Genomic DNA, 19,505 nt, shown 5'->3' on the forward strand with positions numbered 1-19,505 from the left:
GCGCTTACGATCGCGAACAGGCTCTAAGCGCCTTGACCTCGTAACTCCAGCCCCGCTCTCGCGGGGCTTTTTTACGCCGTCTCCCGCCATTCCCAGCGTCTTGCCACACTGGCACAATCCCTTATCCCCACCATAAGGAAACCCCATGCGCCTCCCCTCCCTGCGCCGCGCCCAGCAATGCTTTAAAAGCCTGCTCGCGCTTTCCATCGCCTTGTTCGGCTTGCTGGCCGCCAGCGGCAACATTCTGGACTACGACAGCAACTGGCAGTTTGTCCGCCACGTGCTGGCCATGGACAGCATGGAACCCTGGTTTAACGGCCAAGCGCTGAAAGGCCGCGCCGTCACTCACCCGGGCTGGCAGCAAGCCGCTTACCTGGCCATCATCGCCGGCGAACTGGCCTTCGGCTTGATATGCGCCTGGGGCGGCGGCGCCATGCTGCGCGGCGCGCTCTGCGGACGCGAGGAAGCTTATCTGCGAGGCAAGACGCTGTTCACGCTGGGCTGCATTCCGGCGCTGCTGGTCTGGTACACCGGTTTTGCGGTGATAGGCGGCGAATACTTCGCCATGTGGGCCAGTCAATGGAACGGCCAGATGAAGGCCTACGCCTTCATCGGCTTCATCCTGCTAAGCCTGGCCTACCTGTCGCAGCCGGAAGCCGCTGAGCGCTAGCCCTCCCGGCAACGGCGGCGGCCCTCGTATATCATGAACCATGCCGACTCCCCCATACGCGCCATGATGTCCCGCCGCCTAACCCTGCCCGCCCGCATCAGCCGCTGGCTGTTGATCGGCGTCGCCGCGCTGCTGCCGCTGGCCGTCATCACCCCCATTGTCTATTGGCAGGAAAGCAACCGGCTGCGGCAGCAGGCCACCTTGCAAACAGGCCAAGCGGAAAGCATGCTGGACTTGATGCTGGACTATGCGGCTCAGGCCGCCGACAGCGTGGCCCCGCTCACCAACCAGCCATGTCCGCAAATAGAACAGGCGCTGCGCAAACAAGTCACCGTGGTGCCCTTCATCCGCAGCGTCACGCTGGAGCGCGGCGGCATTCTCTACTGCTCCTCGTTGTTCGGGGTCTACCACAGACAGATCTCCTCGCCGGACAAACCCCGCCCGGAAACCGAGCTGCGCCTGAAGTCCGGCAACGAGCTGACCCCGGGCCGTCCGCTGATCATTTACCGCAAGCAATCGGGGCCGACGGCGATCTACATCGCCATTGACGGCGTGCACCTGCAATTCAGCCTGGACATGGCCAGCGACTACAGCCCGGTTTACATGCGCGTGGGGCCGCTCTGGATAGGGCCGGATCACGCGGTACACCCCAACCCCAGCCCGCCCTTCGACCTGCTTACGATAGAACGCGCCTCCTCCCGCCATCCCTATACCCTGATTAGCGGCTTCAACCGCCGCGACCTGTACCACCAGATGGCCAGCAGCTATGAACTGGTCTTCCTCAGCATGGCTGCGCTGGGGCTGGCGCTGGCCGCGGCCCTGCGCTGGCAGCTAAGCCGGCCGGCGTCGCCCACCGTCGAACTGCAACGCGCGCTGGACAACGGGGAATTCGAGCCCTTTTTACAACCAGTGGTGCGTTCCGACGGGCTGGGCTGGCAAGGCGCGGAAGCGCTGATGCGCTGGCGTCACCCGCGGGATGGACTGATCCGGCCGGACCTGTTTATTCCACGCGCCGAGGATTGCGGCATGATCGTGCCGATGACGCGTCAAATGATGCGCCAGTTGGCGCGTACCCTGGGACGGAGCCGACTGCCGCCTCAGTTCCATCTGGGCATCAACATCACCGCCGCGCACCTGCGGGACGACGCCTTACTGGCGGACTGCCGACAGTTTCTCGCCCACTTCCCGCCTGGGGAACTGAATCTGGTACTGGAACTGACGGAGAGGGAGATACTGGAGCCCACCCCCGAAGCCTGCGAACGGCTGGCTCGGCTGCGGGAACTAGGTGTGAAGATAGCGATAGACGATTTTGGCACAGGCCACTCCAGCCTGATCTATCTACAACAGCTGCCGCTGGACTGCATCAAGATAGACAAGAGCTTCACCGCCAGCATCGGCGCGGACGCGCCGTCCAGCCACATCGTCGACAGCGTGACCGAGCTGGCGCACAAATTGGAACTGGAAATCGTGGCGGAAGGGGTGGAGACCGAAGCCCAACGCGCCTACCTGACCCGTCTGGACGTGGGCTGGCTGCAAGGCTATCTGTTTGCGCGGCCAATGCCGCTACGCGAGTTCCTGCTGCGTCCGGAACTGGACGCCGCGCGCGCGGCGGCGTCCGACACCGGTCCGGCGCTTTAGCGGCGGCTCTCCTTGCAGTCGTCCAGCAAGGCCTTGTCGGTGATTTCGTCACGCAACGAACCTTCCGGCCCCTTGGTCCACCAGCTGTATTGCTCGGCCGCGTATTTGGCGCCGGAACCGGACACCACATTGCTCAACAACATGGTCTTGCCCTTGATCGGCAATACCGCGAAACTCTGCCCGTTTTTGACGTTGTAATACTTGACCGTCAACTTGGCGCCATCGGCGCAAACGTAGCGGACGACCTGCCGCTGACCAGCCGGGATATCCGGCAAGGTCAGCGGCTTGGCCAGCGCGGCGGCGCTGCTCAAGGTCAGTACGGCGAACAAGATGGATTTCATGTTTTAACTCCTAGAATGACGGACTGCGGCTTGCTCTTGGCAAATGGGGATAGACCGGGCTCCCTCGGTTTTGTTCTGCGCAGTTCAGCGGGCGCCCGCCTCCGCCAGCAAGGCGGCAACGCCGGTCAGCCCTCGGCGGCGAGCATGCTGCAAGGCGGTTACGCCGTCGCGATCCGCCAGATTCAGATCCGCCTTGGCCGCGATCAGTTGCCGGACGATGTCGCGATGCTGCGCGCTGTCCGTTCCCAAAATCGCCACTTCCAGCAAGCAGGTCCAACCCAGCCGGTTCACGTGATCAAGCTTGACCCCGGCTGCAATCAATTGCCGCGCCGCTTCCGCGTGCCCTCGCTCGCAGGCGGGGATCAACGCCGTGCCCTGATAACGGTTGGTGCTGGCCAAGTCCGCGCCGTGCCGCAACGTCATGCTCAGGATGTCATTCCTGCCCTGAGCGCCGGCCAACAGATAGGGGCTGTCCTGCTGTTTATCCTTGGCGTTCACATCCGCGCCGCCCTCAATCAACAAGCGCGCCGCCTCCGGATGATTGCCCCAAGTCGCCAGCAGCAAGGGCGTGCGCTGACTGGCATCGCGGACATCCACCGGCGCGCCCGCGCGCAACAAGCGCCGCACTTCAGGCGCGTCTCCGCGTCCGGCCGCCGCCAGCAAGGCTTGGCCGCTGCCGGCTCCTGCGGGGATGGAGACGGCCAAAACCGTCGATAACAGGATTTTAGCTTGCCAATGCATTGCCCTCTCCTCGCTCCTTGCAAACGATTCAAATGGAAGCGCCACCGTAGCATGGCATGCCGCGCCAAGCCAGCCGGACAAAAACAAAGCCCGCCGACCGGCGGGCTATGACAGAACTGCAGCGAAAACTCAGCCGTGCATGCGGGCGAAGTCCTGCATGAAGTTGGCCAGCGATTTGACGCCCTCTATCGGCATCGCGTTGTAGATGGAGGCGCGAATGCCACCCACCGCGCGATGTCCCTTCAGCTGGATCAAGCCGTTTTTGCGCGCTTCCAGCAGGAAGGTTTCTTCCAGCCCCTCATCCTTGAGCCGGAACACCACGTTCATCCGCGAACGGAACGGCGCGTCGATATGGGTGTGATAGAAGCCCTCGCTGGACTCGATCACATGATTGAGCAGGCCGGCCTTCTCCTCGTTGCGGGTGGCGATGGATTTGACGCCGCCTTGCTCCTTCAACCATTTGAACACCAGGCCGGAGATGTAGATCGGAAAGGTGGGCGGAGTGTTGTACATCGAGTCGGCGTCGGCGTGGACCTGGTAATTGAGCATGGTGGGCAGATCGGCGCGGGCCTTGCCCAGCAGATCCTCGCGCACAATCAGCACCACCAGGCCGGACGGGCCGATATTCTTTTGCGCGCCGGCGTAGATCAGACCAAACTGGCTGACGTCCACTTCCCTGGACAGGAAGTCCGAGGACATGTCGCAAACCAGCGGCACGTCCGGCAGGCTTTGCGGCACGAAGGGGAATTGCAAGCCGCCTATGGTCTCGTTGGAGGTGTAGTGCAGATAAGCCGCCTTGGGGTCGCGCTGCCAGCCGGCTTCGTCCGGCACGTAGGCGAAGTTGCGGTCCTCGCTGCTGGCCGCCACATTGACCTTGGCGTAGCGACGCGCTTCTTTGATCGCCAGCTTGGACCAGTGGCCGGTATTGACGATATCCACGCTGTCGCGCTCGCCCAGCAAGTTAAGCGGCACCTGGGCGAACTGCTGCGATGCGCCCCCCTGCAGGAACAGCACTTTGTAGTTGGCGGGAATGCCCATCAACCCACGCAGGTCGTGCTCAGCGTCATGGATGATTTCCATGAATTCCTTGCCGCGATGGCTCATTTCCATCACGCACATGCCGGAGCCGTGCCAATCCAGCATTTCGCTTTGCGCTTCGGCCAGCACCTGATGAGGCAGCACGGCGGGGCCGGCGGAGAAGTTGTACACTTTGGCCATGTTCATCCTCTATTTGCGTTGACAGCCCTTGGCGCCCGCACCGGCGAACTCCGGGCCTTGGTATGCGAAGGCCCGATCGCTAAGCGCCGGGCCTTTGTTATAGTTTACTGACTGAGCAGGAAGTGGGCTCTCGCCACGGCAACCGGCTTTCGCCGGTCTTCTTGCCAGGCTTCGATCAGCACATTGGCCACCCGCTTGCCCTGCTTGGTGATCTCGCACTTGGCGTACAAGGTTTGCGGCCGGCCCGGGCGCAGATAGTCCAGCGAGAAGTCGACGATCTTAGGCGTTTCCTGCGACTCCCGTATCCACATTAGATGCAGCATTGCCGCGCTTTCCAGAAAACCGCCGATCAGCCCGCCGTGCAATGCCGGCAGAGCGGTATTGCCGACATTGCGCTCGGAGAACGGCAACTGGAACAGCAACTCGCCGGCGTCGTCCTCGCCCAATTCCACCCCCATCAGCTTGATGTAGGGCAGCTCGTCCACGATGAGCGCATAGGCTTTTTGATCGCGCAAGGCGTTGAAACGTTCCATGAAGCGGCTCATGCGGCGGCCTCCGGCAGCATCGGCGTCCGGCTGGATTCCCGCATGAAGGTGGCCACGCCGTGGGCGATCGGATCGCTGGGCGATTCGTGATAACACACGGCGCGGGTAAAGGCGATCTGGCTGGCCAGGCGATAGCATTCCGCTCGGCAGAAGATAGGCTTTCCCGGCGTGGCCGCCCTCAGATAGTCGATGCGCAGATCCAGCGTGGCGATGGTTTCCAGCTCAGGCAGATGCGCCATCACCGCCACCGCGCTGCAGGTATCCACCAGCGAGGTGATCACCCCACCGTGCAAAGTGCCGGTGACCGGGTTGCCGACCAGATCCTCGCGCCAGTCCACCTTCAAAGTGGGCCGGCGTCCCTCGGTTCCGATGTATTGGAAACCCAGAGTGCGACAGTGCGGAAAGGAGACGAAAAGCTGGCTCATCGCCTCCAGCACTTCGGGATTGGCCGGCGTTGGAATCATGCCTCGCCGCCCTCATCCGCGGCCTCGACGCCGTCCTCGCCTTCCAGCGCCTCCGTCTCGTCGTCGCTATCGCCCTCGGCCACTTTTTCCAGGCCGATCAGCTGCTCGCCTTCGTCCAGATTGATCAGGCGCACACCCTGAGCGGAACGGCCGGTTTCGCGCACTTCGGACACCTTGGTGCGGATCAGCACGCCGCCGGTGGTGATCAGCATCACATCGTCGGTTTCTTCCACCAGGCTGGCGGCCACCAGCTTGAGGCCGGTTTTGTCGGTCAGATCCATGGCGATCACGCCCTGGGTGCCGCGGCTGGTCAGACGGAAATCGCCAATGCGGGTGCGTTTGCCGTAGCCGCCGTTGCTGGCGGTCAGCACCATCTGGTCTTCGGAATTGGTCACCAGCAGGGAAATCAGCTTCTGGCCTTCGCCCAGCTTCATGCCGCGAACGCCTCTGGAAGTGCGTCCCATCGGCCGTACCTGGCTTTCGCTGAAGCGGACCGACTTGCCGGCGTCGGAGAACAACATGACCTGGTCGCCCTCAAGCGGCAGACCATCCTCGATCAGTTCGCCTTCGCCTGCGATGTCCTCCTCGACGATGGCCTCGTCATCTTCATCGCCCTGGCCTGCCACGCTCTTGCCGCAGGTCAGCGCCACGCCCACCAGGTAATTGCCCTCGTCCAGATTGATGGCGATGATGCCCGCCGCGCGCGGCTTGGAGAAGGCGCGCAACGGCGTCTTCTTCACCGTGCCGTCGGCGGTGGCCATGAACACGTACTGGTCGTCGCGGAACTCCTTGACCGGCAGCAGCGCGTTGATCTTCTCGCCCTCTTCCAGTGGCAACACGTTGACCATGGGCTTGCCGCGGCTTTGACGGCCGCCCTGCGGCAGGTCGTAGACCTTGCGCCAGTAGCAGCGGCCGCGGCTGGAGAAGCACAGTACGAAGTCGTGGGTATTGGCCACGAACAGAGTGTCGATGAAATCGTCGTCCTTGGTGGCCGCCGCCTGCTTGCCTCGGCCGCCGCGGCGCTGGGCGCTGTAGTCGTCGATGGGCTGGGCCTTGATGTAGCCGGTGTGGGAAATGGTCACCACCATGTCCTGCGGGGTGATCAGGTCCTCGATATTGATATCGCCGCCGAAAGGTTCGATCTCAGAGCGGCGCGCGTCGCCGAACTGGGCTTTAACAGCGGACAACTCATCGCTGATGATCTGGTTGATGCGTTCCGGCTTGGCCAGGATGTCCAGCAAGTCCAGAATCACCGCCATGATGTCGCGGTATTCGGCGACGATCTTGTCCTGCTCCAGGCCGGTGAGGCGCTGCAAGCGCATTTCCAGGATGGCCTGGGCCTGGGCGTCGGACAAACGGTAGCCGTTGGCCTTGAGGCCGAACTCTTCCGCCAGCCCGTCTGGACGCGCCTTGTCCTGATCGACGCGGGACAGCATTTCCTCCACCAGAGGCGAGCGCCATTCGCGGTCCATCAGCGCGATCTTGGCTTGCGGCGGAGTTTCCGAGGCTTTGATCAACGCGATGATTTCATCGACGTTGGACAGCGCCACGGCCAAGCCTTCCAGGATATGGCCGCGTTCGCGCGCCTTGCGCAGTTCGAAGATGGTGCGTCGGGTCACCACCTCGCGACGGTGACGCAGGAACTCCACCAGGATCTGCTTCAGGTTCAGCAAGCGCGGCTGGCCGTCCACCAGCGCCACCATATTGATGCCGAAGCTGTCCTGCAGCTGGGTCATCTTGTACAGGTGATTGAGCACCACTTCCGGCATTTCGCCGCGCTTGAGCTCGATCACCACGCGCATGCCGGACTTGTCGGATTCGTCGCGCAGGTCGGAAATACCTTCGATCTGCTTGTCGCGCACCAACTCGCCGATGCGCTCCAGCAGACGCGCTTTGTTCACCTGATACGGGATCTCGTCGACGATGATGGCCTGGCGATCGCCCTTGCCGATGTCTTCGAAATGAACGCGCGCGCGCATGATCACGCGGCCGCGGCCGGTGCGATAGCCTTCCTTGACGCCGGCGGTGCCGTAGATGATGCCGGCGGTGGGGAAGTCCGGCGCCGGAATGATGTCGATCAGCTCGTCAATGGTCAGTTCGCTGTTGGCCAGCAAGGCCAGGCAGGCGTCCACCACCTCGTTGAGGTTGTGCGGCGGAATATTGGTGGCCATGCCCACGGCGATGCCGGAGGCGCCGTTGATCAGCAGATTGGGGATTTTGGCCGGAAGGATCAACGGCTCGTGCTCGGAGCCGTCGTAGTTGGGACCGAAGTCCACGGTTTCCTTCTCGATGTCGGCCAGAAGCTCATGGGCGATGCGCGCCATGCGGATCTCGGTGTAACGCATCGCGGCGGCGTTGTCGCCGTCCACCGAACCGAAGTTGCCCTGACCATCCACCAAGGGGTAACGCAGCGAAAAGTCCTGCGCCATGCGCACAATGGTGTCGTACACCGCGGTGTCGCCGTGCGGGTGGTATTTACCGATCACATCGCCAACGATACGCGCCGATTTCTTGTACGCGCGGTTCCAGTCGTTGGACAGCTCGTGCATGGCGTACAGCACCCGACGGTGCACCGGCTTCAGGCCATCGCGCACATCAGGCAAGGCGCGGCCCACGATCACGCTCATCGCGTAATCCAGATAAGAGCGGCGCATCTCCTCTTCGAGGCTGATGGGGATGGTTTCCTTGGCGAACAGGTTATCGGTCATAGTTTCTTGATTCGTAAGGATGAACAGGCCGCCCTGCGATTGCGGGTGCATTCACGCGCCCGCCACAGGGCGGCCAGCATAGGTAATGACAACTCGTATTCTATCACGAAACGGTCATCTCCAACCGACTTCCGTCAGTCCGGGCCGGGCTCTCCCGCTCCTTCCTCGCCCTCGTCTTCCATCGCGCCCAGTTTAAGATGCTGCTGTAGTTGCTTGTTATTGCGCACCCCCAGCTTGCGCAGACGCTCGGCGCTGGCCACCAGATTGCCGCGGCCTCCGGACAGCTGCTTCATCGCGTCGCCAAAACTGTCGCGAGCCACGTCCAACTGCTTACCCAGTTTTTCCAGATTGGCGGCGAAGCCGACGAATTTGTCGTACATCGCCCCGCCCTGGCGGGCGATCTCCTGCGCGTTTTGATTCTGGTATTCGTAGCGCCAGATGCTGGCCACTGTGCGCAGCGTCGCCAGCAAGGTACTGGGGCCGACGATCATGATGCGGCGCTCGAAAGCCTCGTTGAACAAACTCATATCCTGCTGCACCGCCAACAGGTAGGCAGGCTCCACCGGAATGAACATGAACACGAAGTCCAGGGTGTTCAAACGATACAAGTCCTGGTAACGCTTTTCCGACAGCGTGCGGATGTGGTTGCGGATGGCCGCGACATGGGCCTTCATTTCCGTCGCCCGTTCCGCCTCGCCCTCTGCGGCGGTGTAGCGCACATAGGCGTTCAGCGATACCTTGGAATCCACCACCAGCTGCTTGCCTTCCGGCAGGTCTATCACCACGTCGGGCTGATAGCGGCGGTTGCCGCCTTCGCCGGCCACCACGTCGGACACTTGCACCCGGTACTCGCGATCCTTCTGCAGGCCGGAGGTTTCCAGCACCCGTTCCAGCACCATCTCGCCCCAAGAGCCCTGCGCCTTGCTGCTGGCGCCGGTCAAGGCCTTGGTCAGCGCGATGGCGTCGTCGCCCAGCCGGCTATTGAGTTCTTGCAAGCGCTTGAGCTCCGCCTCCAGCGACAAGCGCCCCTGACTGTCTTTTTCATAACTGTCCTGCACCAGCTTGCCGAAATCTTGCAGCCGCTGCTGCAAGGGCCCGAGCAGATGACCGAGGTTCTGCTGATTCTGCTCGGTGAAACGCTTGGCCTTCTCTTCCAGGATGTCCCCGGCCAGCGCCTTGAACTGCCCAGCCATGCTTTCGCGCGCCTCGGTCAACAAGGCCAGCTTCTCGGCGTTCTGGCCGCGCTCCTGCTCCAACAGCGTCATCAGCTCCTGCTCGCGGGCAGTGAACCGGGTCAACTCCGTGTTCAGTTGCTCCAGCCGTTCCGCCTGCCTGCTACGCTGCTGACGCATATCCTCCAGTTGCTTGACATGCTCCTGCATCGCCGACCAATAGGCGGCCGCCTGCTGTTGGGCCTCCGCCAACTTCCCTTCCTTATGCCGCGCCTCCTGCAACAACTCCTTGCTGCTTTCCAGCTGCGCCGTCAGCGTAGCCAGACGCTGCATCCAATCCTGTAATTCCGATTCGCGCCTGCGTGCGTCCACAATCCTGGCGGCGGCCCAGCCCCCCAAACCAGCGACTAGCGCAGCCAATATCGCTACCAACGGCATGCTCATTACCGCGCTCTCCATAAATGAATCAAGGCGGCGCCCCAGAACAACAATGCCAGAACGAGAAACACGCCGAATAGTTGCAAGGGCTGGCGCCAATTGCCCTCGGCCGAGGTGAACCACACACAAACGCCGAAAGCTGTGACAAGAACGCCGCCCCCCCATTTAAGCGCCGCGCCGAACCGCCCCCTACTCAGCAAACCCCAGGCCATCAGCAAAAGCAGAATAGCCAGCACCAACGGCCAAGCCAGGAAGGCAAGCATCCACACCAATTCCCAAAGGGCTAGACCGCTAAACACCCAGCCCCTCCCTCTCCAAACCCACCGCCGACCAATGCTGCAAATACACTTGCAACTCCTTGCGGCCCTGCCATTCATTAGCGATCAACTGATACACCGCGTCGACATTGTCCGGCAGCCATTCCACCTGATTGAACAACATGGCGTCGAACTCCTCTCCGTCGCGCGCCAAGCGCAGCTTCAAGTGCTTGTCGCCAACCACGCGCTGGCTCATCACCGCGAAACGGTCGTGGAAGTAAGGTACGGGGAAGCCCTGGCCCCACACCTCGGCCGCCAATTGCTCGGCGAAGACCAGGTTCAATTCGCGCGGAGCCAGGCTGCCGTCGGTTTCTATGGTGCGGGTCAGATGGCGCTCTTCCAACAACTCGCGCGCCACTGCCTCGAAGGCGTGCTGGAACTCGTCAAAGCGCGTCTGTTGCAGGCTAAGGCCGGCCGCCATCGCGTGGCCGCCGAACTTGAGAATCAGGCCGGGATGCCGCTTGAACACCAAGTCCAGCGCGTCGCGCAGATGGAAGCCGGGAATCGAGCGGCCGGAGCCCTTGATCTCGCCGTTGTCTCCGGGCGCGAACACGATGGCCGGCCGATGGAAGCGCTCCTTGAGCCGGGAGGCGACGATGCCGACCACGCCCTGATGCCAGTCGTCGCGGAACAGAGTCAGCGTGTAGCGGTTGTCGGCATCGATGCCGGACAACGCCGCCAGCGCCTCGTCCTGCATGCCGTGCTCTATGCTGCGCCGTTCGCGGTTGAGCTGGTCCAGCTGTTGCGCCAGCCGCATCGCCTGTTCCTCATTGGCGGCCAGCAGGCAGGCGATGCCCAGGCTCATATCGTCCAGCCGGCCGGCGGCGTTCAAACGCGGGCCCAGCGTGAACCCCAGGTCAAAAGTGTTGGCCTTGTAATGCGCGCGGCCGGCGACGCGGAACAAAGCGGCGATGCCTGGCGCCATGCGGCCGGCGCGCATGCGCTTGAGGCCGTTTTCCACCAAGGTGCGATTGTTCTGATCCAGCCGCACCACGTCGGCCACCGTGCCCAGCGCCACGTAGTCCAGCAGCTCTCCCAGATTGGGCTGACTACGCTCGTCAAACACTCCGCGCCGGCGCATTTCGGCGCGCAGCGCCAGCAGCACGTAGAACATCACCCCCACACCGGCCAGGTTCTTGGACGGAAATTCGCAGCCGGGCTGATTGGGGTTGACGATCAAGGCCTCCGGCAACACGTCGCCGGGCAGGTGGTGGTCGGTGACCAGCACTTCAATGCCGAGCGCCTTGGCGGCGAGCACGCCGTCCACGCTGGCGATGCCGTTGTCCACGGTGACAATGATGTCCGGGTTTTGACGCGCGGCCAGTTCAACGATCTCCGGCGTCAGGCCGTAACCGTACTCGAAGCGATTTGGCACGATGAAGTCAACGCGCGCGCCCAGCATGGACAAGCCCTTGACCGCCACCGCGCAGGCGGTGGCGCCGTCGGCGTCGTAATCCGCCACCACCAACAGGCGTTGACGGCCGGCGATGGCGTCGGCCAGGCGCTCCGCCATCGGCTGGATGTTTTTCAGGTTTTGATAGGGCAGCAGCGCCTTGAGGCCGTAATCCAGCTCGGCGCAGTCGCAAATGCCGCGCGCGGCGTACAGCCTCGCCATCAACGGGCTCAAGCCCTGACGCAGCAATTGTTCATGAGTATCGGCGGGAATGCTTCGGGAAACGATTTGGGACATGTTTTCTCAATACAAGGCGGACAACGGCAGCGGCCGCTTCCAGAATTTCCACAGGTCGTTGCGGCGCACCTTCAGTTCCAGCCCGCCGTGACCGTGCGTGCGCAAGACCAGGCTATCGATCCGGCCCTGACGCAGCGCCCGCAACAAGGGAGCGAACCAGTCGCGCTCCAGTCGTTGCAACGCTTCGCGCCAGCCCCAGGCGTCGCGGTACTGCGCCGCGGCCTGCAAGGTGTCCAGCGCCACCAGGCAGTCGCGGACGCAGGCCTGCTCGACGAAGCCGGCGAAGTCGTAAGGCGCCGGCAGGCACGACGCGCCGGCCTCGGCCGCGATCCAGCCCAACCAGTCCTCGTCGGCGAACACCTGTTCCGCCGGCGCGCGCCAGCCCGGCTCTACGCCGCCGCCCCACAGCCATAAGCTGTTGACGCCGAGTTCCCCGCGCGCCTCGCGCTCATCGTTCAGCGGATGGGCGTACAGCAGCATCTGCAACTCGTTCAGCAAGCGGCTCCAGTCCAGGCCGCGCTCGCCCTGCGGCAAATGCGCGTTAATGTCCTCGCCCACCACATCCGGCAGCGGGCTGAAGCTGGCCGCCGCGGGCGCGTCCAGCTGCAACAGCCAACGGCCCGGCTCCAGCGGATGGATGCGCCAGCCGTCATCGGCGAAATGGCGATTCGCCGCGTCGGCCAAGGTCTCGGCTTCGGCCTGGCTCAAGCTCATCACGCCGACATCAGCCAGCAAGGCGCGGTCGCGATCCACGCGCACATGCACCGGATCGGCCAGCAGCCAGTCCCCTTGTTCCGCCGGCAAGCCGGCCTGGCGCGCCCGAAGCCTCGCCAGGCCGCCCACGGAGCCGCGCCACGGCGCGGTCAAGAGTTCGCTCAGCGTCGCCGGTCCGGCGGCGCGTTCTCCCTGGCCCAACAAGCGCTGCAGGGCGGGAAGTTCCAGCCCCTTGCACACATCGGCGCCGTCGTGGCCGTCCAGCCAAAGCAGACCGGGCAACAACAATGTCAATTTCATTTATCGCTACACTTGGATGACGAGATCGAAGTAATATCAAAGCCTTGCAAAAACGCCCTGGCATGGGCGCCCGACAAAATCAGGCGGATAGCATCCGGAATCGCGGCTATAATTTACAGTTTGCACAGGAACTTATGCCGCGCAAGCTCCCCAAATGTTGAGACGCGGCCGCAAGGCCTGTGATTGGCAAATACGGAATTTACAAAGGTTGGCCCAAGGCCAGCCTTAATTATTGTGAACGATGGATTATCGCAAACTGCTACATATCCCGCAAAAATGCTTCCACAAGCTGATGAACCACCATCTGAGCTTGATCGGCGCGGCGGCCTCCCTGCCCTTGTTCGGCATGGCCACCGCCTTCGCCGTGGCTCAGAACGGCGCCCAGCCCGCCAAGCCGGAAGTTTTGCAAAAAGAAGTGACCGAGCAGCTGACCCTGCCGGCTTTTTCCTTCAATGAGAGCGCCACCCGTTACTGGCGCGACGAGGCGATCAAGCGCGGCGACACCATCGCCCGCGTGCTGAACCGGCTGGGCATTCGCGACAGCGAAGCCAACCGCTTTCTGCACTCCAGCCCCCTGTCCAAGGACCTCCTCAAGCTGAAGACCGGCGCCACCCTGTCGGTGCAAACCAACGACCTGGGCGAACTGTTCGGCCTGCGTTTTCTCAATGACGACGAAAACGGCGAGCAAGTGCTGGTGGCCATCGAAAAGGTCAACGGCGAATGGCAGGCCAGCGCCGACCCGATCGCCACCGAAGCGGTGCAGACGGTGCGCTCGCTGCTGATCACCCGCTCGGTCGGCGCCGCGCTGGCCAAAGCCCAAGTGCCGCGCGACATCCGCGCCCAGTTGACGGAAATCTTCGCCGATCAATTCAACATCAACTCTCTGGGCAAGGGCGACCGCATCAATCTGGTGTACGAAACCCTGCTCTACAACGGCGCGCCCATCGCCGCCGGCAACCTGCTGGCGGTGGAAATTCAACGCTCCGGCAAGCTTCACCAAGCCTTCTACTTTGCCCACGACAGCGAGTCCGGCGCCTATTACGACGCGCTGGGCAAGCCCATCAAACAGGGCTTCAGCCATCAGCCGGTGGCCAACGCACGCATCAGCTCCGGCTTCGGCTTCCGCAAGCACCCGATACTGCGCTCCTTGCGCCTGCATTCCGGCGTGGACTACGCCGCCGCCAGCGGCACTCCCATCATTGCCCCTGCCGACGGCACCATGGTCAAGGTGGAACGCCAAAACGGCTATGGCAATATGGTGGAAATCCGCCACAATCAAAAAATGACCACGCTGTACGCGCACATGAGCCGCTTCGCCCCTGGCGCCCGTTCCGGCAAAAGCGTCAAGGCCGGCGAGGTGATAGGCTACGTCGGCAGCACCGGCCGCTCCACCGGCCCCCATCTGCACTTTGAGGTGCGGATCAACGGCCAGGCGGTGGACCCGGCCACCAACGCCTTGCCGACGCCGGGCCTGAGCGCCACTCAGCTGGCCGAATTCAAATCCGGCAACCAGGCGCTGACCGCGCACCTGAAACTACTGCGCGAACTGCCCACCAACATCGCATTGCTAGACTGATGAATCAACGCTTGATCGGACTGATGTCCGGCACCAGCCTGGACGGCGTCGACGCCGTGCTGGTGCGCTTCAACGAACAAGGCGCGCTCCGCGTCGAAGCCGACTACTTCGTCGCCTACCCGCCGCGACTGCGCGAACAGGCGCTGGCGCTGCAGGCCATCGGCGACAATGAGCTGGATCGCGCCGCCCGGCTGGCCAATGAGTTGGCCGAGCTCTACGCCCAGGCGGTTAACGGCCTTCTGGCCGCTGAAGAGCTGAAGCCGGCAGACATCGCAGCCGTCGCCAGCCACGGCCAAACCATACGCCACGCCCCGGACGCCGGCTACACCTGGCAAATAGGCAATATGGCCCGCCTTGCCGAGCTGACCCACATCGATGTGATCGCCGATTTCCGCAGCCGCGACCTGGCCGCCGGCGGCCAGGGCGCGCCTCTGGTGCCCGCCTTCCATCAGGCGGTGTTTGGCGCGCCGGAGCAAAACCGGGTGATTCTCAACATCGGCGGCATCAGCAACCTGACCCGCCTTCACCCAAACCAAGCGGTGATCGGCTTCGACTGCGGTCCCGGCAATATGCTGATGGACGCCTGGTGCCTACGCCATCAAGGCCATCCTTACGATGCCGACGGCCAATGGGCAAGCCAGGGCGTGGTGGAGTCTTCTCTGCTGCAGGCGCTACTGGACGAACCCTTCTTTCGTCAGCCCCCGCCCAAAAGCACCGGTCGCGACCTGTTCGACTTGCCCTGGCTGGAGCAAAAACTGCTGGGCCGCCATGTGCCCGCCGTCGACGTGCAAGCCACGCTGCTGGAGCTGAGCGCGCGCGGCATCGCTCAGGCCATCACCCTGCATTGCCCGGCAAACCAGGCTATCTTCGTCTGCGGCGGCGGGGCGCGCAACGGCGCGCTGATGCGTCGCCTGAGCGCCTTGCTGCCGGAACAACACATCGCCGGCACCGCCGCGCTGGGCTTGCCCGAACACCAAGTGGAGGCCGCCGCCTTCGCCTGGCTGGGCTGGCGCTTCCTGCGCCGCCTCGCCGGCAACCTGCCGGAAGTGACCGGCGCCGCCGGCGAACGCGTACTCGGCGCGCTATACCCCAAATAAGCGCCTCAAAGCCTGTTCTAAAGCCTTGCGTGTCAACACAACAGACTTTGATACACAGTCTCTAAAGGGAACGCCATCAAGACTTGTCAGCAAAGCTGAATACATTCCGACACGCTTAAACGAGGCGTGTCAGGCTATAATCAGCGACAGTCATAGCCGAACATGAGAAAAATGCGACTTTTCAAGCGCAAAGCCGTAGTCAAAAACAGCCAGACCCCGTTGCCGCCGCAGCTGGCCTCGCTGCTGCGCGAGGCGTGGTGGTTGCTGATGGCCGTATTGGCCGTCTACCTGGTGCTGGTGCTGGCAAGCTACTCCCCGCAAGACCCCTCCTGGTCCCATAGCTCCTCAGATCCCACCGTGCGCAATTACGGCGGCGCTTTCGGCGCTTGGCTGTCCGATATGTTGCTCTACGTATTCGGCTTGTCGGCCTGGTGGCTGGTGGTGTTCTGCTTGGTGGCCATCGCCTGGGGCTATCAGCGCATGGAAACACTGGGCTTCAAGCTCAACCCCATCACCGTCGCCGCCATCGGCGGCTTTCTGCTGCTGCTGTTTTCCAGCGCCAGCATAGAGGCCATCATCCTGGCGGAAAAAGCGCTCAATCTGCCCCTGTCCGCCGGTGGCATGCTGGGGCATTTCATCGGCCTCGGCATCGCCCACGGCCTGGGCCTATCTGGCGCCTACCTCTTGCTCAGCGTGCTCGCCGCCATCGGTTTTTCCCTGTTCACCGGCCTGTCTTGGCTCGACATCATGGAGCGGCTGGGCGGCGCGCTGGAAGACGGCGCCTTGAAACTGTGGCACAACTGGCAGGCGCGCAAAGATCGCGAAATCGGCAAAGAGATCGCGCAAAAGCGCGAAGCCAAGATCACCACCGAGAAAAAGAAGAACGAGGAGAAAATCCCGCTGCGGATCGAGCCTCCAGTGCTGGACGTGCCGCTGTCCACCAAGGCCCAAAAGCCAGTGCAGCAATCCTTGTTCGCCGACCCCAAGGACGGCGCGCTGCCCGGCCTGACACTGCTGGAAGCGCCCAAGGAACAACAGGAACCGGTGTCGCAGGACACGGTGGAATACACTTCGCGGCTGATCGAACGCAAGCTGGCCGATTTCGGGGTTGACGTCAAAGTGGTGGCGGCCTATCCCGGCCCGGTGATTACTCGCTACGAGGTGGAACCGGCGGTGGGCGTAAAGGGCGCTCAGGTCGTCAATTTGATGAAGGATCTGGCGCGCGCGCTGTCACTGGTTTCCATCCGGGTGGTGGAAACCATTCCCGGCAAAACCTACATGGGCCTGGAACTCCCCAACCCCAAACGCCAGATCGTGCGCCTCTCGGAAATCGTCGGCTCCGACGGCTACCAGAACATGGCTTCCAAGCTGACCATGGCCTTGGGCAAGGACATCGCCGGACAACCCGTGTCCGCCGACCTCGCCAAGATGCCGCACGTGCTGGTGGCCGGCACCACCGGCTCCGGCAAATCAGTGGCCATCAACGCGATGATCTTGTCGCTGCTGTACAAGTCCACGCCCAAGGAAGTGCGGCTGATCATGGTCGACCCAAAAATGCTGGAGCTGTCGATCTATGAAGGCATTCCTCACCTGCTGGCCCCGGTGGTCACCGACATGAAACAAGCCGCCAACGCGCTGAACTGGTGCGTGGCGGAGATGGAGCGCCGCTACAAGCTGATGTCCAAGCTGGGCGTACGCAACCTGGCCGGGTTCAACCAAAAGATCAAGGACGCGGACAAGGCCGGCGAAAAGATCCCCAACCCCTTCAGCCTGAGCCCGGAAACCCCGGAGCCGCTTGACACCCTGCCTTTGATCGTGGTGGTGATAGACGAGCTGGCCGATCTAATGATGGTGGCCGGCAAGAAGATAGAAGAACTGATCGCGCGCTTGGCGCAGAAGGCCCGCGCCGCCGGCATCCACCTGATCCTGGCCACTCAGCGGCCGTCCGTGGACGTGATCACCGGCCTGATCAAGGCCAATATCCCGACGCGAATCGCCTTCCAGGTGTCCAGCAAGATAGACAGCCGCACCATTCTGGATCAGATGGGCGCGGAAACCCTGCTCGGTCAAGGCGATATGCTCTATCTGCCGCCGGGCACCGGCTATCCGGTCCGGGTCCATGGCGCCTTCGTCGCCGACGAAGAAGTCCACCATGTGGTGGAGTTCCTGAAAAGCACCGGCGGCCCGGACTATGTGGAAGGCATTCTCACCGGCCAGAGCGACAGCGAAGACGGTTCGCCCTCCGGCCTTGACGGCGAGGCGAACGGCGAAGCCGACCCGCTTTACGACGAAGCCGTCGCCATTGTGCTCAAGACGCGCAAGGCGTCGATCTCCTCTGTGCAGCGCCATCTGCGCATAGGCTACAACCGCGCCGCGCGACTGATTGAGCAGATGGAATCCGCCGGCCTGGTTTCGGCGATGGAAAGCAACGGCAACCGCGCAGTGCTGGCGCCGTCCCGCGAAGACTAAGAACAGTTTACGATCTCGCGAGCTGAGGCGAGACAAGGTGAAAACCGCTGAGAAAGCGGAGTGTGCACACGGTACATGAGCATTCCGGATGGCGCACTCACCGAGCCTCGTTTCACGACGCGCGGCAGATCGCAAACAGGTCTTAAGATCACCCGGCCGCTGCCCCCCTAAAAACCCAACCGGGCGCAACGCCGCCCGGCACCAACCAAGAGGTCACGCATGGCGGATTTCAAGCCCGAACCCCCTTTTCGCCACGATTACACGCCCAAAACCGGTGTGCTGCTGATGAATCTGGGCACGCCGCAAGCCCCCACCGCCAAGGCTCTGCGCCCCTACCTGAAAGAGTTTCTTTCCGACCGCCGCGTGATCGAAATCCCGCGCGCGCTCTGGTGGCTGATCCTCAACGGCGTCATCCTGAACACCCGCCCCGCCCAATCCGCCAAAAAATACGCGGCGATCTGGGAGAAGGACGGTTCGCCGCTTTATACCCACACCCGCAAGCAGGCTGCGTTAATCAAAGGCCAGTTGGGTGAAATGGGGCTGCGCGACTTAGTCGTGGATTTCGCCATGCGCTACGGCGAACCCTCGGTGGAAAGCGTGATCGCCCGCATGCGAGAACAAGGCGTGGAACGTCTGCTGGTGGTGCCTTTGTATCCTCAATACGCGGCCTCCTCCAGCGCCACTGCGCTGGATCAGGTATTCCGCTCCCTGATGAAACTGCGCAATATGCCGGAGCTGCGCACCGTTCGTCATTTTCACGACGATCCCGGCTATATCCGCGCGCTGGCGGAACAAGTGCGCTCGCATTGGCGCCAACAAGGTCGCGGCGACAAATTGGTGATGAGCTTTCACGGCGTCCCCCGGTTCACCCGCGACAAAGGCGACCCTTATCACTGTGAATGCCAGAAAACCGGCCGCTTATTGGCGGAAGAATTGGGCTTGTCGCAACAGGAATACCAAGTGTGCTTCCAAAGCCGATTCGGTCGCGCGGAATGGCTGCAGCCTTATACCAGCGAAGTATTGACTCAACTAGGCAAGGAGAAGACCGGCAAGCTGGATATTCTCTGCCCCGGCTTTATCGCCGACTGCCTGGAAACGCTGGAGGAAATCGCGATGGAAGGCAAGGAAACCTTCCTCAGCCACGGGGGCGGCGAATATCGATACATTTCGTGTTTGAACGAAAACCCGCAATGGATTCTCGCAATCTCGACTATGATCAAAAAGAATCTGTCGGGATGGTGCGAAGCGCCGGAGGAAAACGCCCTGCTGCGCCAGCAGCGAGCCCAGACGTTGGGCGCCAAGGCCTGAAACAAGACTGCCGGCAAAAATCCGAACAAGTCTTTTAAATTCAAAAACTTGAAATACAAGAAACGCCCCCTGGCAATTATTCCAGGGGGCGTTTGCGCT

16 protein-coding genes are annotated in these 19,505 nt (G+C 62.5%); 6 read left to right on the plus strand and 10 right to left on the minus strand.

Annotated features, from left to right (window positions below; translation table 11 throughout):
• Positions 1-145 precede the first annotated feature (145 nt).
• Both DXT74_RS15570 and DXT74_RS15575 read left to right on the plus strand, forming a co-directional pair.
• Positions 146-670: a DUF2165 family protein gene (locus DXT74_RS15570; RefSeq protein WP_043641866.1), complete on the plus strand. Its 525-nt coding sequence runs from the start codon at positions 146-148 to the stop codon at positions 668-670.
• A gap of 33 nt (positions 671-703) precedes the next feature.
• On the plus strand, positions 704-2,308 hold the full coding sequence (locus DXT74_RS15575; protein WP_194426424.1) for an EAL domain-containing protein: 1,605 nt from the start codon (positions 704-706) through the stop codon (positions 2,306-2,308).
• On the opposite strand, the gene DXT74_RS15580 is transcribed toward DXT74_RS15575, so the two are convergent.
• The 10 genes from DXT74_RS15580 to DXT74_RS15625 all read right to left on the minus strand — a co-directional run bounded on the left by DXT74_RS15580 (position 2,305) and on the right by DXT74_RS15625 (position 12,956).
• Positions 2,305-2,649, minus strand: a complete 345-nt coding sequence (locus DXT74_RS15580; protein ID WP_081554736.1) for an MliC family protein — start codon at positions 2,647-2,649, stop codon at positions 2,305-2,307. The two genes, DXT74_RS15575 and DXT74_RS15580, sit on opposite strands and share 4 nt — an antisense overlap.
• An 84-nt stretch (positions 2,650-2,733) precedes the next feature.
• Positions 2,734-3,390, minus strand: coding sequence for an ankyrin repeat domain-containing protein (locus DXT74_RS15585; protein WP_194426425.1), 657 nt, complete (start codon positions 3,388-3,390; stop codon positions 2,734-2,736).
• Between the two features lie 129 nt (positions 3,391-3,519).
• Positions 3,520-4,608 carry a 3-phosphoserine/phosphohydroxythreonine transaminase gene (serC, locus tag DXT74_RS15590; protein WP_043642033.1) on the minus strand — a complete coding sequence of 363 codons (1,089 nt, stop codon included), beginning with the start codon at positions 4,606-4,608 and terminating at the stop codon, positions 3,520-3,522.
• Between the two features lie 104 nt (positions 4,609-4,712).
• On the minus strand, positions 4,713-5,153 hold the full coding sequence (locus tag DXT74_RS15595; protein WP_019100433.1) for a PaaI family thioesterase: 441 nt from the start codon (positions 5,151-5,153) through the stop codon (positions 4,713-4,715).
• Positions 5,150-5,617, minus strand: a complete 468-nt coding sequence (locus DXT74_RS15600; RefSeq protein ID WP_043641856.1) for a PaaI family thioesterase — start codon at positions 5,615-5,617, stop codon at positions 5,150-5,152. Before DXT74_RS15600 ends, DXT74_RS15595 begins: the two co-directional genes overlap by 4 nt.
• Complete coding sequence (gene gyrA / locus DXT74_RS15605; RefSeq protein WP_194426426.1) at positions 5,614-8,325, minus strand: DNA gyrase subunit A; 2,712 nt, start codon at positions 8,323-8,325, stop codon at positions 5,614-5,616. The genes DXT74_RS15600 and gyrA overlap by 4 nt, the downstream gene beginning before the upstream one ends.
• Before the next feature lie 134 nt (positions 8,326-8,459).
• A complete protein-coding gene (gene rmuC / locus DXT74_RS15610) occupies positions 8,460-9,941 on the minus strand; it encodes a DNA recombination protein RmuC (RefSeq protein ID WP_231138198.1) in 1,482 nt (493 codons plus the stop codon).
• Positions 9,941-10,198 carry a hypothetical protein gene (locus DXT74_RS15615; protein ID WP_146176101.1) on the minus strand — a complete coding sequence of 86 codons (258 nt, stop codon included), beginning with the start codon at positions 10,196-10,198 and terminating at the stop codon, positions 9,941-9,943. Before DXT74_RS15615 ends, rmuC begins: the two co-directional genes overlap by 1 nt.
• 28 nt (positions 10,199-10,226) lie before the next feature.
• Complete coding sequence (recJ, locus tag DXT74_RS15620; protein ID WP_194426428.1) at positions 10,227-11,942, minus strand: single-stranded-DNA-specific exonuclease RecJ; 1,716 nt, start codon at positions 11,940-11,942, stop codon at positions 10,227-10,229.
• 6 nt (positions 11,943-11,948) lie between these two features.
• Complete coding sequence (locus DXT74_RS15625; RefSeq protein ID WP_194426429.1) at positions 11,949-12,956, minus strand: hypothetical protein; 1,008 nt, start codon at positions 12,954-12,956, stop codon at positions 11,949-11,951.
• Positions 12,957-13,197: 241 nt separating this feature from the next.
• On the opposite strand from DXT74_RS15625, the gene DXT74_RS15630 reads away from it, so the two are divergent.
• The 4 genes from DXT74_RS15630 to hemH all read left to right on the plus strand — a co-directional run bounded on the left by DXT74_RS15630 (position 13,198) and on the right by hemH (position 19,406).
• The gene (locus DXT74_RS15630) at positions 13,198-14,532 is read left to right on the plus strand and encodes a M23 family metallopeptidase (protein WP_043641850.1); all 1,335 of its coding nucleotides are present in this window, start codon (positions 13,198-13,200) and stop codon (positions 14,530-14,532) included.
• Positions 14,532-15,629 carry an anhydro-N-acetylmuramic acid kinase gene (locus DXT74_RS15635; RefSeq protein WP_194426430.1) on the plus strand — a complete coding sequence of 366 codons (1,098 nt, stop codon included), beginning with the start codon at positions 14,532-14,534 and terminating at the stop codon, positions 15,627-15,629. The genes DXT74_RS15630 and DXT74_RS15635 overlap by 1 nt, the downstream gene beginning before the upstream one ends.
• Positions 15,630-15,800: 171 nt before the next feature.
• The gene (locus DXT74_RS15640) at positions 15,801-18,098 is read left to right on the plus strand and encodes a DNA translocase FtsK (RefSeq protein WP_081554729.1); all 2,298 of its coding nucleotides are present in this window, start codon (positions 15,801-15,803) and stop codon (positions 18,096-18,098) included.
• A gap of 219 nt (positions 18,099-18,317) precedes the next feature.
• Entirely contained in the window at positions 18,318-19,406 is a 1,089-nt protein-coding gene (gene hemH, locus DXT74_RS15645; protein ID WP_114152406.1) for a ferrochelatase, read from the plus strand.
• Positions 19,407-19,505: the final 99 nt, after the last annotated feature.

The sequence above is a fragment of the Chromobacterium sp. Rain0013 genome, assembly GCF_015291765.1.
Taxonomy (GTDB): Bacteria; Pseudomonadota; Gammaproteobacteria; order Burkholderiales; family Chromobacteriaceae; genus Chromobacterium; species Chromobacterium haemolyticum.

Bases quoted from the DNA above. Each gene is read 5' to 3' on its own strand.
- DXT74_RS15580 (WP_081554736.1), bottom strand. From the start codon at position 2,649: ATGAAATCCATCTTGTTCGCCGTACTGACCTTGAGCAGCGCCGCCGCG.
- hemH (WP_114152406.1), top strand. From the start codon at position 18,318: ATGGCGGATTTCAAGCCCGAACCCCCTTTTCGCCACGATTACACGCCC.
- DXT74_RS15615 (WP_146176101.1), bottom strand. From the start codon at position 10,198: ATGCTTGCCTTCCTGGCTTGGCCGTTGGTGCTGGCTATTCTGCTTTTG.
- serC (WP_043642033.1), bottom strand. From the start codon at position 4,608: ATGGCCAAAGTGTACAACTTCTCCGCCGGCCCCGCCGTGCTGCCTCAT.
- gyrA (WP_194426426.1), bottom strand. From the start codon at position 8,325: ATGACCGATAACCTGTTCGCCAAGGAAACCATCCCCATCAGCCTCGAA.
- DXT74_RS15625 (WP_194426429.1), bottom strand. From the start codon at position 12,956: ATGAAATTGACATTGTTGTTGCCCGGTCTGCTTTGGCTGGACGGCCAC.
- rmuC (WP_231138198.1), bottom strand. From the start codon at position 9,941: ATGAGCATGCCGTTGGTAGCGATATTGGCTGCGCTAGTCGCTGGTTTG.
- recJ (WP_194426428.1), bottom strand. From the start codon at position 11,942: ATGTCCCAAATCGTTTCCCGAAGCATTCCCGCCGATACTCATGAACAA.
- DXT74_RS15570 (WP_043641866.1), top strand. From the start codon at position 146: ATGCGCCTCCCCTCCCTGCGCCGCGCCCAGCAATGCTTTAAAAGCCTG.
- DXT74_RS15600 (WP_043641856.1), bottom strand. From the start codon at position 5,617: ATGATTCCAACGCCGGCCAATCCCGAAGTGCTGGAGGCGATGAGCCAG.
- DXT74_RS15575 (WP_194426424.1), top strand. From the start codon at position 704: ATGAACCATGCCGACTCCCCCATACGCGCCATGATGTCCCGCCGCCTA.
- DXT74_RS15640 (WP_081554729.1), top strand. From the start codon at position 15,801: ATGCGACTTTTCAAGCGCAAAGCCGTAGTCAAAAACAGCCAGACCCCG.
- DXT74_RS15635 (WP_194426430.1), top strand. From the start codon at position 14,532: ATGAATCAACGCTTGATCGGACTGATGTCCGGCACCAGCCTGGACGGC.
- DXT74_RS15595 (WP_019100433.1), bottom strand. From the start codon at position 5,153: ATGAGCCGCTTCATGGAACGTTTCAACGCCTTGCGCGATCAAAAAGCC.
- DXT74_RS15630 (WP_043641850.1), top strand. From the start codon at position 13,198: ATGGATTATCGCAAACTGCTACATATCCCGCAAAAATGCTTCCACAAG.
- DXT74_RS15585 (WP_194426425.1), bottom strand. From the start codon at position 3,390: ATGCATTGGCAAGCTAAAATCCTGTTATCGACGGTTTTGGCCGTCTCC.